Source organism: Wenyingzhuangia fucanilytica (assembly GCF_001697185.1).
GTDB lineage: Bacteria > Bacteroidota > Bacteroidia > Flavobacteriales > Flavobacteriaceae > Wenyingzhuangia > Wenyingzhuangia fucanilytica.
In genome coordinates, this window is the sequence record NZ_CP014224.1 from 1,760,384 (window position 1) to 1,782,078 (window position 21,695).

Here is a 21,695-nt window from a genome sequence, read left to right on the forward strand (position 1 = left end):
ATTTTTAGGGTCATCGAGCGGAGTCGAGATGTATTACTATAAATAAAAAAGTTGCCGAGATAAACCTGTTTCTGATTGTACTTTTATTAATATTGCTCTATTAGCTAGTGGCAATTGGTTCTCGACTCCACTTCGGCAAAGCTCAGTACAGGCTTATCGAACACCTTGTAACAGTACAAACTTCCCCCCTTGTAACAATACAGACTTCTCTTACATCTATTAAAGATTTCTTGCCTCCTTTCGTATAGCACATCCAATATTTTGCACCTCGATGAATTATTTATATTTTTAAAATAAAAATGCCGGGATATTTATATATATTAAAATGTTCTGATGATACATTTTACACAGGGAGTACCATTGACTTAGAAAAAAGGATAGCACAACATAATTCTGGATTAGGTGCTAATTACACTAAAAAGAGATTACCCGTTGTTCTTGTATATCAACAATACTTTCTTAACATTGCTGATGCGTTTTATTACGAAAAGAAAATTCAAAAATGGTCTAAGGCTAAAAAATTAGCGATTATTAATGATCAATGGGAGCTACTTCCTAAATTATCTGAATGTAAAAATAAAACTCATTTTAGTAATTATGAAGATGAAAATTAGGTTTTAAAGATGATGTTCTCGGTTAAACTTATATTAAGCTCAATGTTGCTCTATAAGCTATTGGTTCTCGACTACACTTCGGCAAAGCTCAGTACAGGCTTCTCGAACACCTGTTTGATGCTTATTGAACACCTGAACTCAGTATTTATTTTTAGGGTCATCGAGCGGAGTCGAGATGTATTACTATAAATAAAAAATTCCTGAGACAAACCTCTTTCTGATTATACTTATATTAACATTGCTCTTTAAGTATTGTTCTCGACTACACTTCGGCAAAGCTCAGTACAGGATTCTCGAACACCTAAACTTAATACAGGCTGCTCGAACACCAATTAAATGCTTGTTGAACAAATGTTAGGCATAGAAATAAATAACATTTATTCCTTTAAAAAGTTCTCAATTAAATTTTTAGGATGTATGGTTTTAGGCACTTTAAAATCAAAATATTGAGATAGAGGAATCTCAAATCCTTTGTGATTTAAGTAATTGTTTAGTGCAATATTTAATCCTTGACTGTATAAATGATGTTCTGCTCCTGATGGATCTTCGTGATACAAATCATTTTCGGCAAAACCTTTAAATTTGGGTCCAATCACTTTGATTCCGAAAGCATCGGGATTTTTTCCTACGGGACTATGAGCCGTACAAGCAAATTGATGCCAAAATCCGGATTGAATACAATTGTGCATAAATAGTTGACGAACCACCTCTAAAGAATCTATAGTTTCTTGAGCGGTTTCGGTTGGAAATCCGTACATTAAATATGTGTGAACCATAATATTTTCATCAGAAAAAGCTTTGGTTACTCTAGCTACTTGCCCAATATCTACTCCTTTTTTCATTTTGGCTAATAGCCTATCCGAAGCCACTTCTAAACCACCTGTTACGGCAATACATCCTGATTTTGATAACAAAGCACATAACTCTTTGGTGAATGTTTTTTCAAATCGAATGTTTGTCCACCAAGTAATAAATACTTTACGCTCTAATAATTTATTTGCCAAAGCACGTAGCATTTTTGGAGGAGCAGCTTCATCAACAAAATGAAAACCAGTAACTCCTGTTTCGGCAATTATTTTTTCGATTTTATTCACCAAATCATCAGCAGTAGTGTTTTCGTAATTTCCGATATAGTCCAAAGTAACATCACAAAAAGAGCATTGTTTCCAATAACATCCGTGAGAAATGGTTAATTTATTCCATCTTCCATCGGACCACATACGGTGCATAGGATTCATTACATCTAAAAAAGATAAATATTTATTGTGTGGCAATCCTACATAACTTGGTGCTGGTAAGTTTTTATGATGGAAAATGGTATTGGGCAATTTATTGGCATAGACCACTTTATCATTCTGTAAAATATAAGTACGTTCTAGCTCCTCTACTCCTATTTTACCTGTAATATATTCCGTAATTCTTAACAATGGACTTTCTCCATCATCTAAAGAAATAAAATCGATATATTCAAAAATACGAGGATCAGACAAACGTCTTAGTTCCGTATTTGGATATCCTCCACCCATGGCAATTTGAATTTGTGGATATTCTTGTTTGATGAACTGAGCACATCGCAAAGCAGAAAATAAATTCCCTGGAAAAGGAACGGTTAAACAAATTAAATCGTATCTATTTTCTTGTAAATGCTGATCTAAGATATATAACATTTCATCTTCAATCAGTGTGGTTTCGTATTGTAAAAATTCATCAATCGTATCAAAACTAGAGGCTGCTCTAGAAATACTTTCTGCATAACGCGTAAAAGAGAAAAACTCATCAACATTGGCATTGATAAAATCACCCAATTCCTCAACAAACAAGGTAGCAATATGTTTGGCTTTGTCTAAAATTCCTAACATTCCAAACTCGGTACTTAAATCTTTTTCTAGCTTGATACGTCTATGTCCGTGTGGTAAAAAATCTTTGTGATTGATTTGATATGCAGCAGTAACTTCTTGCACACGCAAGTAATTCATCACCATGTCTACTTTATCAATATATTCCTGTTTTTGTTTCCAAACCAAAGGAAAATCGTAGTTCTTAAGTAAATCGGCTTGTTTAAAAATTGCATCAATAAAATCACTTGTAAAAATAGCAGTAAACAACTCAATACTTAAATCCATTTGAGTGGTTTTAACTCCTTTACTATCTAAAAATCCTTTGATATAAGCCGTGGCAGGATAGGCTGTATTTAGCTGAGTAAAAGGAGGTGTAATTAAAAGTGTGTTTACTGGCATATGATTTTGATAAAGCACAAAGATAGGGTTCTGACATGAATGTAAAAGATGTTTTATGAACTCTTTAATGAATGTAAACTGTTTTGTATATTTAATAGAAAAATTGTTGTATTTGCTATTAAATCAATTCTTTATAGATGAAAAAGATTACATTAAAACCTATGGTTTATAGAAATAAAGAAATTATTATTCTTGAATTTGAACATGATCATAAACTAATTTACGACTTAAAATCTTCTGATTATAGAATTAAATGGGATGATTATTTAAATAATTGGTATGTTATAAAAGATGGCTTTGATTTAAATTCTTTTTATGATGATTTTAATCATCTGGTTTTACTTGATTATAGTTTACTTAGAAAAGAGCAAAAGAAATCTGTTGTTAATATTTCTTCTAAAAAAGATTCTATTAAAAATAGGTTAAATGATGAGCAAAAAAATCAATTAAACGCTTTTTATAAGTTTTTAAAAGGGAAACGATTTAGCGAAAGTACCCTTAAAACTTATACTCATTTGGTGGCGGAATTTGTGATTCATCAAAAAGAAATTAAACCTTTTACCATACGAGATATTGAAGTTTATGTTGAAAATGTTTTGGAGCCCTCTAAAGCATCTATTAGCACTCACAGACAATTTATTAGTGCCATGAAACATTATATAACTTTTACCAAAATGCCTTTAGAAATTGATTTTAATGCTCTAGCTCCTAGAAAAAGTAAATTGTTACCTAATGTTTTATCGAATGAAGAAGTGATAGAATTGATTAGAGTTACCAAAAATTTAAAACACCGAATTTGTATTGCTTTGATATACTCCTCTGGATTGAGAATTGGAGAATTAATCAATTTAAAATTACGCGATTTTGATTTACAAAGACAGCTTATAAAAATACAAAGCGGAAAAGGTAGAAAAGACAGATATGTACCTATTGCAAATGTAATTATGCCTTTATTGCACAATTATTTAACCACTTATAATCCTAAAATATATTTAATTGAAGGAGTTGAAGAAGGAACGCCCTACTCTACAGAATCTATCAGAAAATTTCTTAAAAAAAGTTGTGCATTGGCTGGTGTTATAAAAAGAGTAACACCCCATACGCTAAGACATAGTTATGCCACTCACCTATTAGAAAACGGAACAGATATAAGGTATATTCAGGAACTTTTGGGGCATTCTAGACCAGAAACGACGATGGTTTATACACATGTTAGAAGTCAGGATTTACAAAAAATAACCAATCCATTAGATTTATTTGTAAAACAAATTGAACAACAACAAAAAAGTAGTATTTTTAGCCAAAAACAAACACTAAAAGGTACGGATAACCCGTAGCTGAATGTTTTATTCGGTACTTTTAGTTTTGATATAACACGTTACCTGTAAGCTGAAAAAAATGAAATTATCTGAATTTAGAACTAAATTATCTCAAACAGCAAATACCCATTGGTTTAACGAGGTGACTTTTAATATTAATTATAATCACTTAGATTTAAACTATGACTTTAAGGGGTTAGGGAACTTATATAGTTATATCATCAAACAAATTTCAGGATGGGAAAAAAAATCAAATAAATTACCTACTGAACTATCAAAATCCCTAGAATATTTTAAATTCGTTCAAACACGATTAATAACATTTATTAACACATTTGCTAGCGAAGAAAAGGCTAATAGTCTTGATGCTAATTTCAGATCTACAAGTCAACAAATTCTAAATAGATCAAAAGAAATTTTTCCTTTTGAAGCACCTGAAACAAATTTTTTAATAAATATTCATGAAGAACATCCTAATTATTTTAAAGGAGCATATACTTATTTAATAGGTAACCTTAATGAAAACATTAGTATTAAACAAAATTTTAATGGCTATCTATTAGCTTATGAGTTTTCCTTAAAAGACACAACTAAAATTACTGAAAGAAGAAACAAAGAAAAATCTTCTTTGTCTAGACTTAGAAATGAATTTGAAAATAGTATCCCTGAACTTAATAATCAATTAGTTGAGCATCTAAAAGAAAGTACGGAAAAATATAAAGAATTCGGTGAAAACTTAGAATTATTCAAAGCAGATAAAGAAAAAACATACTCAGACTGGTTTATAAACACAAAGGGAGACTTTGAAAATTTTAATAACGAATCTTCAAATCGCTTAAAAGAATTAGAAGATACATATAAGGAAAAATTAAAACTCGAAGAACCTGCTAAATATTGGTCTGAAAGAGCTATTAAATTAAAAAAACAAGGTTGGATAGCATTAGCTGTTGTTGTGGTTTTAGTTTTAATTGTTGTTTATTCTCTTGGACAAATTCTATGGTCAGCTCCAGAACAAATTTATGAATCATTTTTTAATGGAGACAGAAGTGCTGCTATTAGGTGGTCAATAGTATATATAACTTTAATTTCATTTATGGCTTTTTCCATAAAAGCAATAACAAAAGTAATGTTTAGTTCATTTCACTTAGCTAGAGATTGTGAAGAAAGACATACATTGACATATTTTTATTTATCCTTATTAAAAGATTCAACCGTTGAGAAAGAAGATAAAAAATTAATAATGCAAGCTTTATTTAGTCGTGCCGAAACTGGATTATTAAAAGATGATTCATCGCCTACAATGCCTAATGATATTATTGGAAGAGTTTTAAAATAAAGCCAACAGGTAACACCGGCTAAACTTCATGCGGGTTTTGTGCTTACTTCAAAGTTTTGTGTATATTTACTAAGTCGCCAAATCTTGTTGATTTGGCTTTGTGAAACCACAAAAAACAAAACCAAACAAAAAGCTTCGGCTTAGTCCGTGTTCGAAAATCTTGTCGATTTTCTTCCCGCACAAAGCCTAGCCAAAACCGTTGGGCACAATAAAAAAATCACCAAAAAATAGAATATTCTAAGAATTGAATCTATCTTTGATAATATCAAATGATAGCATTAAAATGAAACCACCTTACGATATTACTCCTAAAATTTTAAAATTAATCACTTCTATATCTGAAAAAATAGGAGAAATAAATGCAACTTTTCTAGACAAACCCTCTCCTACTCTTAGAAAACAGAATAAAATTAAAACGATTCATTCTTCTTTGAAAATAGAAGGTAATACACTTACAGAAGAACAAATAACTTCACTACTTGAAAATAAAAGAGTAATTGGACCTAAAAAAGATGTTTTAGAGGTCCTAAATGCCATTGAGATTTATGAAAATATCGAGAAATATAATCCTCTTTCTGAAAAATCGTTTTTAAAGGCTCACAACGTTTTAATGAGTGAATTAATAGAAAAGCCAGGTGAGTATAGAAAACAAGGTGTAGGAATCGTAAAAGGCTCAAAAGTAGAACACCTTGCTCCTCCTCATGAAAATGTTCCTTTCTTAATGAAAGATTTATTTGAATATTTAAAAACAGACGAAATAGAATTAATTAAAAGTTGTGTGTTTCATTATGAGATGGAGTTTATACATCCATTTTTAGACGGTAACGGGAGAATGGGAAGATTATGGCAAACTTTAATTCTAATTGAAAAATATCCAGTTTTTGAATACATACCATTTGAAACATTAATAAGTAAAAATCAAGAAGAATATTATAAAGTACTCGCTTTATGTGACAAAACAGGAAAATCAACTTTCTTCATTGAATATATGCTTTCAATAATTGATAGTTCTTTAAATGAGTTATTAAATTATAACAACAGAAATTTTAATACAGAACAAAGACTTGAATATTTTAAAACTTTAGAATTTGAAGAATTTTCAAGAAAAGATTATATGGATACATTCAAAGACATATCTTCTTCAACAGCAAGTAGAGATCTAAAAAAAGGAATTGAATTAGGAATTTTAATTAAAATAGGAGAATTAAATAAAACCCGATACAAAATTACTGTGCCCAACAACAGCTAAAAAACATAGCTTTTTTGTGCTTTAACAAAGTTGGTTTTTTATTTATTTTGTGTAGTTTTAGTCTGAAAACTAATCGGCTAGTTTAAACGCTACGTTTCCTAGCTAAACACGTTGCCCACAATATGAAAAAATTGCTATCATTAATCATTTTAACTATCTTTTTTAGTTTTAAATCTCAATGTCAAGAAAAGATTAATTACGCAAATTTATTAGAAAAGTGTTTTACTCAAAATGAGATAAAATTATTAAATAATGGTTGTGAAATTTTTGAAAATGAAATATTGAAAATTTACACGAATGAAAATATAGGAATATCCTATAAAGAATTTCTTGAGGACATTCAAACAATGCAAATACCTCTAGAAGTATTCGAAAATAAGAAAACAACAGAATACATGAATAATTTAAAAAAGTCTGAATTATTCAACAAAATATGGGAAATATATAAAAGAGAAATTAACACAGAAATAGTTGTTATATCTAATGACGATAATGAAAGTAAACCTGAGGAAGAATATTTTCAAATAAAGAGAGATGGTAAATATCTTAACTGCTTAATAGAAAACTATGAAAATCAAAACTTAAAAGAATTATTAAAAGCCATCAAAGAAGTTCCTGATATTAATCCAGCAATATTAGCAATTGCTTTAACAAATGAATTCAAAGAAGAAGAATTTAATTCTAATATAATGAGATTAATAATTGCAATTGATTTTTATTATGAATTGAAATTAAATTTAATGAAATAAAATACAGTGGGCAACACCGGCTAAACTTCATGCGGGTTCTGTGCCAACTTCAAAGTTTTGTGTATATTTACTAAGTCGCCAAATCTTGTTGATTTGGCTTTGTGAAACCACAAAAAACAAATCCAAACAAAAAGCTTCGGCTTAGTCCGTGTTCGAAAATCTTGTCGATTTTCAACCCCGCACAAAGCCTAGCCAAAACCGTTAACTTTAATGGTCTAAAAATTCTTTGAAAAAGTTTATGAATCAGCTGGTTCAGTAGCAATAAGAATCATTTTTATTCTTTGATAAATTTCTTTAGAAACTGACTTTAAACTTTTATAGCTTGGAAGCTCAGTAGCTTTCTGTAAATTTCATTTCATATTAATGTTTTCATAATCGATAATTATTCGTTTTTTCTTCTTTTAAAGTAGCACTGCTCAACTTTCCGTTTAATTAAAGTAAAGAAGATTACTATCATTAAATAAGCTTTAAAAAGGCTGAAAATGAAATATTAAAGTTTGAGAGTTTATGAAATTAAAAAAATTATCATTGAAAACTAAAATCATTGAAAAAATTAAAGAATAAGGAAATTTTAAAACTTGAAAAAACTAAATAATTTTTCATCTAAAACAAAAATTAAAATCATCGAAAAGCAAAAAAGTAGCTGTGTAAAAATCTCTATTCTTTGAGAAATATTATAAAATAATCAACACAAAGTTAACACCGGCTAAACTTAATGCGGGCTTCTATCCTACTCCAAAGTTTTGTGTATATTTACTAGGTCGCCAAATCTTGTTGATTTGGCTTAGTTTAACTAAAAAATACAAATCCAAACAAAAAGCTTCGGCTTAGTCCGTGTCTGAAAATCTTGTCGATTTTCAACCCCGCACAAAGCCTAGCCAAAACCGTTAGCAAAAATTAAAAACTTGTAAAATCCTGAAATAGGTTGACTAAAAATTCACCAATAATTAGTCACTTATGGAAAGTAATCAAAAACAACACTGTCGAAAAAAAACATACACTAAAGTAGGTTTTGAACTCAAATTATTCATCATTGACCAAATTCAAAATGGTCAAATTTCTACCAATTTTGCTGCTAAAAAATATAACGTTCCTAGATCTTCTATCGATTATTGGATTAAAAAATATAGTACTTTAGACCAAAAGAAAAAAGCAATGAGCAAACAGGACGAAATCAAAAAATTGAAAGAGAAAATTGAAGAGCTTGAATTCGTGAAAGATTTTCAACAAGACATCATAGCCGACATGGAAATCATCACTGGAACCGAGTTGTCAAAAAAGTCATTGCCCAAAACATTAGCAGACGAGATTCAGAAAAAGAAACAAAACCGTTTAAAAGAAAATGGTTAACTCAATGTTTTGGGATTAGTAAACAAGCTTTCTATAAACGCTTGAAAAATCATCAAAAACAACTACATAACGAACAGATTATCATCAAACTTGTAAAACAGTGTCGTAACAAAATTGGACTGTTTTTAGGAGCTAAAAAACTGTATCATGAACTCAAAAATAAGTTCAAAAACCTTGGAATTAAAATAGGAAGAGATAAGTTTTTCACACTTCTTAAAAATCATAAACTACTGATTAAAAGAAACAAAAACTATCATGTAACCACCAATTCAAAGCACATGTTTTACAAATACAAGAACTTAATTAAAGACAAAGTACCCACCAGAGCCGAACAAGTTTGGGTAACGGATATCACATACATTAAAACAGATAAAGGACATGCATACCTGGCACTCGTAACAGATGCTTATTCCAAACAAATTATGGGATATAAGATAGATAATAACATGAAGACTGAACTCTGCTTAGATGCGCTTAAAATGGCTATCAAGAATAGAAAATATCCTAATCAAAAATTAATTCATCACTCTGATAGAGGTTTACAATATTGTAATCCTACTTACACTAAGTTTGCTGAAGACAATGGAATCATTATGAGTATGACAGAACAATATGACCCTTACGAAAATGCAATTGCAGAAAGAATTAACAGAACTTTAAAATATGAATATGGTTTAAAACATGTCATAAAAAATCTTAAATTAGCAAAAACAATCACCAAAAAGGCGGTCGAAATATATAACAATCTTCGTCCACATTGTAGTCTTGATTTATGCACTCCGAAACAGGTGCACTTAAATCAAAATATAAACTACAAATCGTACCGAAGAAATAAAAACAAACTGGAATTGTTAACCCTTTAAATACACAAAAAAAGGTCAACCTATTTCAGGACGATACAACTGAATGCAAAAAGAAATAGTAAGAGACACAATTGTAAAAGTAATAGAGAAAACAATTCAACCAATTTCTGACAACTCTGAAATTTACAAAGAGATAATTAATTCTCAAAGTCAGACATATAATCTGATAATCGTGGTTTTTCTTGGAATAATTGCATTGTTCGCAGGAGCAACTTGGCTTTATAATAAGAAAATTGTAAAAGCCGAAATTATTAAAGAAACTGATAAAGTATTTAAAAAAGAGAAAGACAAATTAATAAAACAATTTAAAACGGAATTTGAAGGGGAATTAAATTTTGTAAAAGGAGAAAGCGCAAGACTATTTGCAAATAGCATTGATGGAACTGATCCAGGAGATTATTCGAATAAGTATTATTGGTGGATGCAATGTGTTAAATATTATAAAGCTATAGATAAAGGGAAAGGCGTGAGAATATCTGTAGAAAATGCATTACATTCTTTAACAAAGGCTATTGAAACGAAAGAAGAGTCAAAAAAGTATATTATAAAAACGTATCCTGAATTAGATGAAAATTTTTATGATATAATTAAAATCATTCCTAACGAATTAGATAAAGAGAAGTCTGAAATTAAAGAACTTACTGAAGAATTACTTAAATAACTTTTGCTAACACCGTATAAAAATAATTGCGGTTTAGTGCTTAATCAAAAGGTCGTTGCGTGTTTGTAACGTCTGATTTTCCTTCGGAAAATCCTCGCATACAAACCCGCAACTATTCTTATACATAAACGTTAACTTTAATGGTATAAAAATTCTTTGAAAAAGTTTATGAATCAGCTGGTTCAGTAGCAATAAGAATCATTTTTATTCTTTGATAAATTTCTTTAGAAACTGACTTTAAACTTTCATAGCTTGGAAGCTCAGTAGCTTTCTGTAAATTTCATTTCATATTAATGTTTTCATAATCGATAATTATTCGTTTTTTATTCTTTTAAAGTAGCACTGCTCAACTTTCCGTTTAATTAAAGTAAAGAAGATTACTATCATTAAATAAGCTTTAAAAAGGCTGATAATGAAATATTAAAGTTTGAGAATTTATGAAACTAAAAAAATTATCATTGAAAACTAAAATCATTGAAAAAATTAAAGAATAAGGAAATTTTAAAACTTGAAAAAACTAAATATTTTTTCATCTAAAACAAAAATTAAAATCATCGAAAAGCAAAAAAAGTAGCTGTGTAAAAATCTCTATTCTTTGAAAAATATTATAAAATAATCAACTCAAAGTTAACAACGGCTAAACTTAATGCGGGCTTCTGTCCTACTCCAAAGTTTTATGTATATTTACTAAGTCGCCAAATCTTGTTGATTTGGCTTAGTTTAACTAAAAAATACAAATCCAAACAAAAAGCTTCGGCTTAGTACGTAATCGAAAATCTTGTCGATTTTCAACCCCGCACAAAGCCTAGCCAAAACCGTTGTAACCAATTTGAAAAAAATCTCTTGTCTTTAATGAAATTTATTGAATATTTTAAGCTTACAAAAAGAACATCCAATAACTTAATGAATATCTCTCTTTTGATTTTTTCAAGTATTGTATTTATAATGTTTATAATTATTGAGTATGATAATTTGAACTTATCAGTTTTCTTAAAATTTCTAGCAATAAGTATTTTTTTCGGTTTGTTATTTAGCGTTTTTATACTTTCTATAGCTATTTTAGTATCATTTCAAAAAATAAAACCGATTATCAATCTTTATAATTCTACTTTGAAAGAGATACGAGAGAAATGCGGATTAATTATTTATGAAAAAGACCTGAATTTTAAATTCAATTATTTGGAATTTGAAATAATCGCTACAAAAAGAACTGAGTATCCTATAAAATTTGACTTAGTAAATAGTCAAATCTGGATAACGATTTATAATAATGTATCAAAAATTGAAAATTTCAACAAAAAAAGATTATCAATTCTAAAAAAATACAGAAAAGAAAAAATTGAATTAACTGGTTGGGGATTAAAAAAAGTAATATCTAAAAATGAATGGAAAAATATCACTGAAAGTGACTTTAAAAAAATAGTTAATCAGTTAAAATCAATCTCTGAAACAGAAAATTTGGAAATGTATGATTTTGAAAAAACTGGTTACAACACCGGCTAAACTTCATGCGGGCTCTGTGCTTACTTCAAAGTTTTGTGTATATTTACTAAGTCGCCAAATCTTGTTGATTTGGCTTTGTGAAATCAAAAGAAACAAATCCAAACAAAAAGCTTCGGCTTAGTACGTGTTCGAAAATCTTGTCGATTTTCAATCCCGCACAAAGCCTAGCCAAAACCGTTACAAACAAGGCAAAAAAATGTAAAATCCTGAAATAGGTTGACTAAAAATTCACCAATAATTAGTCACTTATGGAAAGTAATCAAAAACAACACTGTCGAAAAAAAACATACACTAAAGTAGGTTTTGAACTCAAATTATTCATCATTGACCAAATTCAAAATGGTCAAATTTCTACCAATTTTGCTGCTAAAAAATATAACGTTCCTAGATCTTCTATCGATTATTGGATTAAAAAATATAGTACTTTAGACCAAAAGAAAAAAGCAATGAGCAAACAGGACGAAATCAAAAAATTGAAAGAGAAAATTGAAGAGCTTGAATTCGTGAAAGATTTTCAACAAGACATCATAGCCGACATGGAAATCATCACTGGAACCGAGTTGTCAAAAAAGTCATTGCCCAAAACATTAGCAGACGAGATTCAGAAAAAGAAACAAAACCGTTTAAAAGAAAATGGTTAACTCAATGTTTTGGGATTAGTAAACAAGCTTTCTATAAACGCTTGAAAAATCATCAAAAACAACTACATAACGAACAGATTATCATCAAACTTGTAAAACAGTGTCGTAACAAAATTGGACTGTTTTTAGGAGCTAAAAAACTGTATCATGAACTCAAAAATAAGTTCAAAAACCTTGGAATTAAAATAGGAAGAGATAAGTTTTTCACACTTCTTAAAAATCATAAACTACTGATTAAAAGAAACAAAAACTATCATGTAACCACCAATTCAAAGCACATGTTTTACAAATACAAGAACTTAATTAAAGACAAAGTACCCACCAGAGCCGAACAAGTTTGGGTAACGGATATCACATACATTAAAACAGATAAAGGACATGCATACCTGGCACTCGTAACAGATGCTTATTCCAAACAAATTATGGGATATAAGATAGATAATAACATGAAGACTGAACTCTGCTTAGATGCGCTTAAAATGGCTATCAAGAATAGAAAATATCCTAATCAAAAATTAATTCATCACTCTGATAGAGGTTTACAATATTGTAATCCTACTTACACTAAGTTTGCTGAAGACAATGGAATCATTATGAGTATGACAGAACAATATGACCCTTACGAAAATGCAATTGCAGAAAGAATTAACAGAACTTTAAAATATGAATATGGTTTAAAACATGTCATAAAAAATCTTAAATTAGCAAAAACAATCACCAAAAAGGCGGTCGAAATATATAACAATCTTCGTCCACATTGTAGTCTTGATTTATGCACTCCGAAACAGGTGCACTTAAATCAAAATATAAACTACAAATCGTACCGAAGAAATAAAAACAAACTGGAATTGTTAACCCTTTAAATACACAAAAAAAGGTCAACCTATTTCAGGACGATACAGGAAAAACAAAAATGAGATAGATTTTAACGAGTTAATAAATAAAGATTTTATCCTGTTTAAATTTTTATGTCCAGTTTGTAAACATAATCACAAAATATACTTTTCTGAGTTTAATTTGAATTTTTTCAAGACAAATAAAAATTATAAATGGAAACATGAATATGGGTGTATTAATTTTGGAAACACATTTGTTTATAAAATTTCTCTTTATGAAAAGTCTGAAAAAATAATTATTGATTTAAATGAATATCTAACAATCTTAGATTTAGATAAAAACTTCAATATAGATAAAAATACTTTTTATTATAGTTTAGAAGAAGAAGATGTTGATAATGATTTTAATGAACTTTGTCTAGAATTAGAAACAATTGAAGAACTTATAAATGAAAGTTATTATACTAATTTTAATAAATCTATTTTAGAAGTTGAAAGCTTATTAAAAGAAAATTATTTTAGCGATAGTTATCTTCTTAAAAAAATGGTGTTCTCTAACTTAATTACAATTTTTGAAACATATTTATCTGATTTAATCATAAATGCTGTTGATAAAGAAAAAGAACTACGAATTAGAATATTAAAAGAGTATAACTTATTCGGAAATGAAAAAATTAAGATTAATGAAATTTTCGATACTATAGATAATCTAAAGTCTAAGATAATTTTGAAGCTAAATCAAATTAGCTTTCATAACCTAGAAATAGTAATTCCTTTATACAAAAAAACTTTAGGAATTGACTTTAGTAAACATCTTGACTTTATTCCTGAAGCAGTTAAAATTAGACATGATATAGTTCACCGAAATGGTAAAAATATTAAAGGAGAAAGTACTATAATAACTGATGAAATGATATCAAAACTTTCAAAAGAAGTAGTTAATTTAGCTGAAATCATAGAATCTGAAAATAAATTATTAATGATAAATTTATTATAATAAAACTTGGTACAACACCGGCTAAACTTCATGCGGGTTTTGTGCTAACTTCAAAGTTTTGTGTATATTTACTAGGTCGCCAAATCTTGTTGATTTGGCTTTGTGATAACCAAAGAAACAAAACCAAACAAAAAGCTTCGGCTTAGTCCGTGTTCGAAAATCTTGTCGATTTTCAAGCCCGCACAAAGCCTAGCCAAAACCGTTGTACACAAGCAATGAAAAAAACGAAATTTATATATACTCTAAGTATCTTCTTAATATTATTATTTAGTTGTAAGTCTGAAAAGAAAGTTAATGCTGAATCAAATAATATTTCAAAAACAGAAATTAAAAACATAAAAAAAAATAAGCCGAAAGTTTTCTCTATCAACGAAAGAACAATAACGCTAAATAACTATAGTTTAAGTGAATCCTTTAATGTTGAAAAATTAATCATTCAACTTGGGGAACCTGAAATAATTGAACAAAATTCAAATAATATTAGTGAAACTGGATATCCAGATTATTATATTAAAATATCGGAGAACCAAATTTATAGTAGCTATGGTGAAACTACTGAAGTATATTTGAAAAATGACATATTCTCTATCCTAGGTTTAAGAATAGGAAACAAACGAGAAAAAGTTGAGAAAAAATTTAATATTCAAACATTTAATTTTATGTATATTCAATTAGTTAATGATATTGAAGAATCTATTTTTATAAAATTTAATTCTGAAAATGAAATAATATCATTAAATTATTATCAAATGATATTATAAAAGCCAGTGTACAACACCGGCTAAACTTCATGCGGGTTTAGTTCTAACTTCAAAGTTTTGTGTATATTTACTAAGTCGCCAAATCTTGTTGATTTGGCTTTGTGAAATCAAAGAAACAAAACCAAACAAAAAGCTTCGGCTTAGTACGTGTTCGAAAATCTTGTCGATTTTCAACCCCGCACAAAGCCTAGCCAAAACCGTTGGGCACAATAAAAAAAATCACTAAAAAATAGAATATTTTAAGAATTGAATCTATCTTTGATAATATCAAATGATAGTATCAAAATGAAACCACCTTACGATATTACTCCTAAAATTTTAAAATTAATCACTTCTATATCTGAAAAAATAGGAGAAATAAATGCAACTTTTTTAGACAAACCCTCTCCTACTCTTAGAAAACAGAATAAAATTAAAACGATTCATTCTTCTTTAAAAATTGAAGGTAATACACTTACTGAAGAACAAATAACTTCATTACTTGAAAACAAACGAGTTATTGGCCCTAAAAAAGATGTTTTAGAAGTTTTAAATGCCATCAAAATATATGAGAATATTGAAAAATATAATCCTCTATCTGAAAAATCATTTTTAAAGGCTCACAGCGTTTTAATGAGTGAATTGATAGAAAACCCTGGAAAATACAGAAAACAAAGTGTAGGAATCGTAAAGGGCTCTAAAGTTGAACATCTTGCTCCTCCTCATAAAAATGTTCCTTTCTTAATGAAAGATTTATTTGAATATTTGAAAACAGACGAAATAGAACTAATAAAAAGCTGTGTATTTCATTACGAAATGGAGTTTATTCATCCTTTTTTAGACGGTAACGGAAGAATGGGAAGATTATGGCAAACATTAATTCTAATTGAAAAATATCCAGTTTTTGAATACATACCATTTGAAACATTAATAAGTAAAAATCAAGAAGAATATTATAAGGTACTAGCTTTATGTGACAAATCAGGAAAATCAACTTTCTTTATTGAGTACATGCTTTCAATAATTGACAATTCTTTAAATGAATTATTAAATTATAATAACAGAAATTTTAATACTGAACAAAGACTTGAATATTTTAAATCTTTAGAATTTGAAGAGTTTTCAAGAAAAGATTACATGGATACTTTTAAAGATATATCTTCTTCAACAGCTAGTAGAGATCTAAAAAAAGGAATTGAATTAGGAATTTTAATCAAAATTGGAGAATTAAATAAAACCCGATACAAAATTACTGTGCCCAACAACAGCTAAAAAACATAGCTTTTTTTGTGCTTTAACAAAGTGGTTTTATTATTTATTTTGTGTAGTTTTAGTCTGAAAATTAATCGGCTAGTTTAACGCTACGTTTCCTAGCTAAGATCGTTGCCAAACATTAAGTTGAAAAAGAAAAAAATGAAGTTTAAAAATTTATTATTAACACTCGGATTATTAATCAGTTTTCAGATAAACTCTTTAGCTCAAGAAAAAAAAGATTTTCTTTCTATTGGAGAAAAAATAAAATTTGAAAATAAAACATATAACCTTGAATGGAGTTCAAACCCTACTCCAACCTATTTTAAACAAGAATATATTCAAACAGGTGAAACAGTTGAAAAATATAATGAAATGATCATCATTGAAGCTGTAAATGGAAATATTGAAATTAACCAAGCTGCTGGAATGAAAATTCGAGAAATTAAAAATTTAAAAAAGACTAATCCAATTGTAAATTATCAAGTATTTAATAATAAAGATAAAAGTGAAATAACTATTGACTTTATGTTAAGTGATAACTCTAGGGGAATATTCGAGTGGAATGTATATAGATATCAAAAACAAGAAAATAAGTCAGGTAATAATTTAGTTCTCTATGTTTATTCTTATAGAAATTACGTAAGTAGTAGAGAAGAAATCATGGGATTCTTTACTAATGTAAAAAGTATGAGAATAAATAAAATTAACTCTGTTAATGAAGCAAATATCCCTAAGATAACAATTGCTAATTAATTCAATTATCTAGAATCTTTGAAAAACATAGTAAGTAAAAAAATGAACATTCAAGAAATTAAACAAATTCGAAACACTAATTATATTTGTTTACTAATTGAATGTAGTTCTTTTCTATTAGCCTTTTTAACAGCAAACATGAATGAATATATCACCAATTTTTTCATGTTTTTCGCTATAATTTCATTCTACCTTTTAACCTTCTTTTCTTCTTGGTTCTTCATCATTTTTATAATTGCTGAAATTCGACTTTGTAATTTCGAGAAAAACAACTTTCTTAATCATATCTTGAATGAAAAAAGAGTGTTATATGGAATTATCCTTTACATATGTATCATCTCGTATATAATCATATCTATGTTAATCAAATAGATTTTTGAATTTAAAGCTAGCGTAAAAACTATTGAATTCTGAATAAGTAACAACATGAATTGAATTTTAAAGTTTGAAAATACGTTAGGCAACACTGGCTAAACTTCATGCGGGTTTTGTACAAACTTCAAAGTTTTGTGTATATTTACTAAGTCGCCAAATCTTGTTGATTTGGCTTAGTTTAACTAAAAAATACAAACCCAAACAAAAAGCTTCGGCTTAGTCCGTGTTCGAAAATCTAGCCGATTTTCAAGCCCGCACAAAGCCTAGCCAAAACCGTTAGCGGTTATTTACAAAAAATACTATGGAAAATAAAGTCTATTATGGTCAATATACTCTTCATCATTGGATTACTTTAATCTTAAAAAAAAATCTTATTTTACCTGAATATCAAAGACATTTTGTTTGGGATGAAAAGAAAGTTTCAATTTTAATAAAATCTTTGAAAGAAAAACAGTTTGTTCCACCAATTTTAATCGGTTCATTTAAAGAAAATGGAAATACAGAAAATTTAATTTTAGATGGACAACAAAGGCTAACAAGTATTTTACTTGCTTATTTAGGATTATTTCCTGATGAAAATACATTTAAAAATACTTTGAAAAAATTAGCCGATGAAGATGACGGTTTATATGATGAGGATGATGCTGAACCGTATGACAACATCATGGAATGGAGATTTGATTTTTTAACTAAAAAAGGAGATACAAAAAAAGAAATTCTTGAAAATATAATAGAGGGTAATTATAAAAAAATTAATAGAAATCTAAATGAAGACTTTTTCAAGACTACATTTTTAGGATTTTCTTATTTAGTTCCTGATAACCAAAACGAAGTTAGACAACAAAAGTATTATTCTTCTGTTTTTAGAAACATCAATATTCAAGGACAAACTCTTTTACCTCAAGAAAGTAGAGCTTCTTTATATTTTCTAAATAAAGACTTATCTACTTTTTTTGTACCAGATTTCATCAATGAAATCTCTATGAAAAACACAAGTTATGATTCTAAAATTGACTTTGTTAGATATTTATCATTGTTATCGCAATATTTCATTGATGAAAACCCTAATAATGTTGCTAAGAGATACGGACGTAAAACTGAGGAATATTACGAAAAATATATTTACTCAGTAACTGGAGAAACGGATTCAAGTATGTTTGAAAATTTTGAAACCATTTTTCCTGAAAAAAAATTTGACACTCCATTCGAAAAAATAAAAGAAACTATTAATGAACTAAGTTTAGACAAAGAGTATCATTCAATTATTGACCTAGACCTGTATTTTTTTGGACTAATTTATTTAATTGCATTTAAAAATAAAGTAATTGACATCACTAAGAAAGATGAAATAAAAGAAAAAATTAACAATAAAATAGAAAGCCTAAAAACTACTGAAAACCATAAATCTACACCAGGAGCATTAAAGTACTTAAGAGAGCGAATTCGTTGGTCAATTTTAATTTATAAAAGATATTTAAAGAATGAATAAGCATCAAGAATTTATCTTTTCGCCAATTACATCAATACTACAAGAAGTTGTATTGGCAAATTCAGGAGTAAGCTTTGCAATTGAAACTTACCCGTTAAGTGAATATATTATGCAATCTGTATTTCTTAAAATGACAGGTTTTCAAGAACAAAAGCTAAAATGTTTAACTTGGGAAATGGCAACTTCAGATTTCGAATATAGACGAACATTATTAGGAAATGAAGACAATCTTGGCGAATGCTCTTCATACAATTCTAAAAATAAAATTTACCAACGATTAATTTCTATTTTAGAAAAAGAAATACAAAATTTTAAAGTTAATGAAAATATAGATGCTTCTATGATTCTTAATAATTCAGTGGAAGAAATAAAAAATATTTTTAAAGGAAGTACATTATTGATATGGGATCAAAATAATTACAATTACTTCAGTAAAAACATAAAGCAAATAATTAAACATAATCATTTTGCAAACACAAAGAGAAACCTATTTGAAAGCAGCTTACAAGAATTATATAAAAGCTTATATTCTTTTAGAAATCAATGTGCACATAATACTTTATCTTACCAAGAAAATTTACCAACATTAAATACTTTGTCAAATTCAAAATATTTAAATTACAATTACTTTATTTGGTTTACACAATTGATAATTATAGATAAAATTTTCATTAGTTTATATAGTCATTTTATAAAACAAACTAAATGTATTGAATACTAAAAACAACCGCTAACACCGGCTAAACTTCATGCGGGTTTTGTGCTTACTTCAAAGTTTTGTGTATATTTACTAGGTCGCCAAATCTTGTTGATTTGGCTTTGTGAAAACCAAAAGAAACAAATCCAAACAAAAAGCTTCGGCTTAGTACGTGTTCGAAAATCTTGTCGATTTTCAATCCCGCACAAAGCCTAGCCAAAACCGTTACAAACAAGGCAAAAAAATGTAAAATCCTGAAATAGGTTGACTAAAAATTCACCAATAATTAGTCACTTATGGAAAGTAATCAAAAACAACACTGTCGAAAAAAAACATACACTAAAGTAGGTTTTGAACTCAAATTATTCATCATTGACCAAATTCAAAATGGTCAAATTTCTACCAATTTTGCTGCTAAAAAATATAACGTTCCTAGATCTTCTATCGATTATTGGATTAAAAAATATAGTACTTTAGACCAAAAGAAAAAAGCAATGAGCAAACAGGACGAAATCAAAAAATTGAAAGAGAAAATTGAAGAGCTTGAATTCGTGAAAGATTTTCAACAAGACATCATAGCCGACATGGAAATCATCACTGGAACCGAGTTGTCAAAAAAGTCATTGCCCAAAACATTAGCAGACGAGATTCAGAAAAAGAAACAAAACCGTTTAAAAGAAAATGGTTAACTCAATGTTTTGGGATTAGTAAACAAGCTTTCTATAAACGCTTGAAAAATCATCAAAAACAACTACATAACGAACAGATTATCATCAAACTTGTAAAACAGTGTCGTAACAAAATTGGACTGTTTTTAGGAGCTAAAAAACTGTATCATGAACTCAAAAATAAGTTCAAAAACCTTGGAATTAAAATAGGAAGAGATAAGTTTTTCACACTTCTTAAAAATCATAAACTACTGATTAAAAGAAACAAAAACTATCATGTAACCACCAATTCAAAGCACATGTTTTACAAATACAAGAACTTAATTAAAGACAAAGTACCCACCAGAGCCGAACAAGTTTGGGTAACGGATATCACATACATTAAAACAGATAAAGGACATGCATACCTGGCACTCGTAACAGATGCTTATTCCAAACAAATTATGGGATATAAGATAGATAATAACATGAAGACTGAACTCTGCTTAGATGCGCTTAAAATGGCTATCAAGAATAGAAAATATCCTAATCAAAAATTAATTCATCACTCTGATAGAGGTTTACAATATTGTAATCCTACTTACACTAAGTTTGCTGAAGACAATGGAATCATTATGAGTATGACAGAACAATATGACCCTTACGAAAATGCAATTGCAGAAAGAATTAACAGAACTTTAAAATATGAATATGGTTTAAAACATGTCATAAAAAATCTTAAATTAGCAAAAACAATCACCAAAAAGGCGGTCGAAATATATAACAATCTTCGTCCACATTGTAGTCTTGATTTATGCACTCCGAAACAGGTGCACTTAAATCAAAATATAAACTACAAATCGTACCGAAGAAATAAAAACAAACTGGAATTGTTAACCCTTTAAATACACAAAAAAAGGTCAACCTATTTCAGGACGATACAAAACATCTATTTCTATTAATCCCAAAATTGGTTTTTTCATTAATAACACAACCATATTAGGAATAGGGTTAACGTATGATTATCAAACAACAGATCATAAAACATTCTACCAAAATAATAGTAATTATAGTACAGGTGGTTTTTCTTCACTTTCTAGATATATTACCCGTAATCAAGAAAAAACTAATCTTATATTTATAAATCCATATCTTACTAAGTTTAGTAAAATTTCAGATAAGATATATTTTACAACAACTCTAAATTTTCTTGCAGGTATTGGTAACAGTAAAAATTATTTTAGCGACGACTTAGATTATTCTTCAATATTAAGTAGCAACTGGAGTTTTAGTGATGTTACACTAAAAAATGAAAGTAAAAATAAAATATTAGAATTTAGAATTAATATAATACCAGGAATAACATACTTTTTTTCTGAAAAATG

At 28.4% G+C, this 21,695-nt stretch carries 20 protein-coding genes; 19 read left to right on the forward strand and 1 reads right to left on the reverse strand.

The window, feature by feature from the left end:
* Nucleotides 1–299 precede the first annotated feature (299 nt).
* The gene (locus AXE80_RS07195) at nt 300–614 is read left to right on the forward strand and encodes a GIY-YIG nuclease family protein (protein WP_068825826.1); all 315 of its coding nucleotides are present in this window, start codon (nt 300–302) and stop codon (nt 612–614) included.
* Nucleotides 615–991: 377 nt separating this feature from the next.
* Here AXE80_RS07195 and AXE80_RS07200 read toward each other — a convergent pair whose 3' ends face one another.
* Nucleotides 992–2,851 (reverse strand): B12-binding domain-containing radical SAM protein, encoded by a 1,860-nt coding sequence (locus tag AXE80_RS07200; protein WP_068825827.1) that lies wholly within the window; start codon nt 2,849–2,851, stop codon nt 992–994.
* Between the two features lie 137 nt (nt 2,852–2,988).
* Here AXE80_RS07200 and AXE80_RS07205 point away from each other — a divergent pair, with 137 nt between their 5' ends.
* From AXE80_RS07205 to AXE80_RS07290, 18 genes are all read left to right on the forward strand, one after another.
* The gene (locus AXE80_RS07205; protein WP_068825829.1) at nt 2,989–4,188 is read left to right on the forward strand and encodes a tyrosine-type recombinase/integrase; all 1,200 of its coding nucleotides are present in this window, start codon (nt 2,989–2,991) and stop codon (nt 4,186–4,188) included.
* 61 nt (nt 4,189–4,249) lie between these two features.
* A complete protein-coding gene (locus AXE80_RS07210) occupies nt 4,250–5,506 on the forward strand; it encodes a DUF6161 domain-containing protein (protein ID WP_068825830.1) in 1,257 nt (418 codons plus the stop codon).
* Between the two features lie 283 nt (nt 5,507–5,789).
* Nucleotides 5,790–6,755 carry a Fic family protein gene (locus tag AXE80_RS07215; RefSeq protein WP_068825833.1) on the forward strand — a complete coding sequence of 322 codons (966 nt, stop codon included), beginning with the start codon at nt 5,790–5,792 and terminating at the stop codon, nt 6,753–6,755.
* Nucleotides 6,756–6,877: 122 nt separating this feature from the next.
* Nucleotides 6,878–7,504: a hypothetical protein gene (locus tag AXE80_RS07220; protein WP_068825835.1), complete on the forward strand. Its 627-nt coding sequence runs from the start codon at nt 6,878–6,880 to the stop codon at nt 7,502–7,504.
* Between the two features lie 957 nt (nt 7,505–8,461).
* Nucleotides 8,462–8,854, forward strand: coding sequence for a helix-turn-helix domain-containing protein (locus AXE80_RS07225; protein ID WP_068825837.1), 393 nt, complete (start codon nt 8,462–8,464; stop codon nt 8,852–8,854).
* Between the two features lie 14 nt (nt 8,855–8,868).
* Complete coding sequence (locus AXE80_RS07230; RefSeq protein WP_237340646.1) at nt 8,869–9,717, forward strand: IS3 family transposase; 849 nt, start codon at nt 8,869–8,871, stop codon at nt 9,715–9,717.
* Between the two features lie 43 nt (nt 9,718–9,760).
* Entirely contained in the window at nt 9,761–10,378 is a 618-nt protein-coding gene (locus tag AXE80_RS07235) for a hypothetical protein (protein ID WP_068825840.1), read from the forward strand.
* An 852-nt stretch (nt 10,379–11,230) separates the two neighbouring features.
* Nucleotides 11,231–11,881, forward strand: a complete 651-nt coding sequence (locus AXE80_RS07240; RefSeq protein WP_068825842.1) for a hypothetical protein — start codon at nt 11,231–11,233, stop codon at nt 11,879–11,881.
* A 248-nt stretch (nt 11,882–12,129) separates the two neighbouring features.
* Entirely contained in the window at nt 12,130–12,522 is a 393-nt protein-coding gene (locus AXE80_RS07245; RefSeq protein WP_068825837.1) for a helix-turn-helix domain-containing protein, read from the forward strand.
* Between the two features lie 14 nt (nt 12,523–12,536).
* Nucleotides 12,537–13,385, forward strand: coding sequence for an IS3 family transposase (locus AXE80_RS07250; RefSeq protein WP_237340646.1), 849 nt, complete (start codon nt 12,537–12,539; stop codon nt 13,383–13,385).
* Nucleotides 13,386–13,539: 154 nt separating this feature from the next.
* Nucleotides 13,540–14,355 (forward strand): hypothetical protein, encoded by an 816-nt coding sequence (locus AXE80_RS07255; protein ID WP_068825844.1) that lies wholly within the window; start codon nt 13,540–13,542, stop codon nt 14,353–14,355.
* A 215-nt stretch (nt 14,356–14,570) separates the two neighbouring features.
* Nucleotides 14,571–15,116, forward strand: a complete 546-nt coding sequence (locus tag AXE80_RS07260) for a hypothetical protein (protein ID WP_157359367.1) — start codon at nt 14,571–14,573, stop codon at nt 15,114–15,116.
* Nucleotides 15,117–15,401: 285 nt separating this feature from the next.
* Nucleotides 15,402–16,367: a Fic family protein gene (locus AXE80_RS07265; RefSeq protein WP_068825848.1), complete on the forward strand. Its 966-nt coding sequence runs from the start codon at nt 15,402–15,404 to the stop codon at nt 16,365–16,367.
* A 141-nt stretch (nt 16,368–16,508) separates the two neighbouring features.
* On the forward strand, nt 16,509–17,102 hold the full coding sequence (locus tag AXE80_RS07270; protein WP_068825850.1) for a hypothetical protein: 594 nt from the start codon (nt 16,509–16,511) through the stop codon (nt 17,100–17,102).
* 676 nt (nt 17,103–17,778) lie between these two features.
* Nucleotides 17,779–18,966 carry a DUF262 domain-containing protein gene (locus tag AXE80_RS07275; RefSeq protein WP_068825852.1) on the forward strand — a complete coding sequence of 396 codons (1,188 nt, stop codon included), beginning with the start codon at nt 17,779–17,781 and terminating at the stop codon, nt 18,964–18,966.
* On the forward strand, nt 18,959–19,687 hold the full coding sequence (locus tag AXE80_RS07280; protein ID WP_068825854.1) for a hypothetical protein: 729 nt from the start codon (nt 18,959–18,961) through the stop codon (nt 19,685–19,687). Before AXE80_RS07275 ends, AXE80_RS07280 begins: the two co-directional genes overlap by 8 nt.
* Nucleotides 19,688–19,959: 272 nt before the next feature.
* Nucleotides 19,960–20,352 (forward strand): helix-turn-helix domain-containing protein, encoded by a 393-nt coding sequence (locus AXE80_RS07285; protein WP_068825837.1) that lies wholly within the window; start codon nt 19,960–19,962, stop codon nt 20,350–20,352.
* Nucleotides 20,353–20,366: 14 nt separating this feature from the next.
* The gene (locus AXE80_RS07290; protein ID WP_237340646.1) at nt 20,367–21,215 is read left to right on the forward strand and encodes an IS3 family transposase; all 849 of its coding nucleotides are present in this window, start codon (nt 20,367–20,369) and stop codon (nt 21,213–21,215) included.
* Nucleotides 21,216–21,695 lie beyond the last annotated feature (480 nt).